Origin of the sequence: Corallococcus praedator, from assembly GCF_003612125.1 — a bacterium.
Taxonomy (GTDB): domain Bacteria; phylum Myxococcota; class Myxococcia; order Myxococcales; family Myxococcaceae; genus Corallococcus; species Corallococcus praedator.
In genome coordinates this window covers 1-1,705 of the sequence record NZ_RAWI01000731.1, presented here as the reverse complement: position 1 = coordinate 1,705, position 1,705 = coordinate 1, and the positions used below count along the sequence as shown (strand labels likewise).

Sequence of the window (1,705 nt, the reverse complement as noted above, 5' to 3'; positions counted from 1 at the left end):
CCCGTGGCCCCCACGCCCGCACCGCGTCCGCGTGAAGTCCCGAAGACGGGTGAGTCCGGCGCCATCGCGATCATCGGCCTGGCGGGTCGCTTCCCGGGTGCCATGTCGGTGCAGGAGTTCTGGAGCAACCTGCGGGGCGGCGTGGAGTCCATCACCCGCTTCACGCCGGAGCAGTTGGAGCACCTGCCCGGGCTGCCGGAGGGGCTGGAGCTGTGGCACCACCCGGCCTTCGTCGCGGCGGGCGGTGTCATCGAAGGCGTGGAGAAGTTCGACCATGCCTTCTTCGACATGCCCCTGCGCGAGGCGCAGTTCACGGACCCGCAGCAGCGGTTGTTCCTCCAGACGGCCTGGGCGGCGCTTGAGGACGCGGGCGTGGATCCGGACCGCTTCCCTGGGGCCATCTCGCTGTACGCGGGCGCCACGAGCTCCGGCTACACGGACGCCGTGCGGCAGGCGATGCCGCTGGACGCGGCCTCGTACATGGAGCTGCACGGCACCGCCACGCACGAGAGCATGGCGACGAAGACGTCCTTCAAGCTGGGGCTGACGGGTGAGAGCACGCTGCTCTACACCGCGTGCTCCACGGGGCTCGTCGCGGTGCACCTGGCCTGCCAGAGCCTCCAGGTGGGCCAGTCCGACATCGCCCTCGCGGGCGCGACGCGCCTGTCGGTGCCGCAGCGCACGGGCTACGTGCACCAGGAGGGGATGATCTTCTCTCCGGATGGCCACTGCCGAGCGTTCGACGAGAAGGCCCAGGGCACGCTCGCGGCCAACGGCGTGGGCGCGGTGGTGCTCAAGCGCCTGGAGGACGCGGTGCGGGATGGCGACGCCATCTACGCCGTCATCCGAGGGTCGGCCATCAACAACGACGGCCGGCACAAGTCCGGCTTCACCGCGCCCAGCGTGCAGGGGCAGGCGGCCGTGGTGACGCAGGCGCTGGCCAAGGCGGGCGTGTCACCGGAGTCCATCGGCTACGTGGAGACCCACGGCACCGCGACGCCGCTGGGCGACCCGATTGAAGTGGCGGCGCTGACGCGCGCGTACGGCCTGGGTGCGGAGCACCAGGGCACCATCGCGTTGGCGTCGCTGAAGACGAACATCGGCCACCTGGACACGGTGGCGGGTCTGGCGGGGCTCATCAAGGCCGCGCTGTCGCTGCACCACGGCGAGATTCCGCCCAGCCTCCACTTCGAGCGGCCCAACCCGCAGATTGACTTCGCGGCCGGCCCGTTCTTCGTCAACACCCATCTGCGTTCGTGGCCCCGGGGTGAGACGCCCCGCTTCGCCGCGGTCAGCTCGTTCGGCATTGGTGGCACCAATGCCCACGCCATTCTCGAGGAAGCTCCCATGCGGCAGAGTGGTTCCACCACCCGTTCCCACCAGCTCGTCCTGCTGTCCGCGCGCACGCCCGAGGCGCTGGAGGCAGCGTCGCGTCAGCTCGACGCGCACGCGCAGGCTGGTGGGGCGGAGTTGTCGCTGGCGGACCTGGCGTTCACGCACGCGGTGGGCCGCAAGGTCTTCGAGTTCCGCCGAGCGCTGGTGGTGAAGGACGCGGCGGACCTGGCGAAGCAGCTCCAAAAGCCGGCGGCCACGACGAAGGGCACGAACCGCGCGCCGCGCGTGGCGTTCGTGTTCTCCGGCCAGGGTGCGCAGCAGGTAGGCATGGGGCGCGAGCTGGCGGAGGCCTCGCCGCTGTTCCGCGCGC

At 71.0% G+C, this 1,705-nt stretch carries 1 protein-coding gene; it reads left to right on the top strand.

Annotation, left to right across the window (positions count from 1 at the left end):
* Positions 1-1,705: type I polyketide synthase (locus tag D7Y13_RS41320; RefSeq protein ID WP_147452643.1), on the top strand; the 1,705-nt coding region annotated here is incomplete at both ends.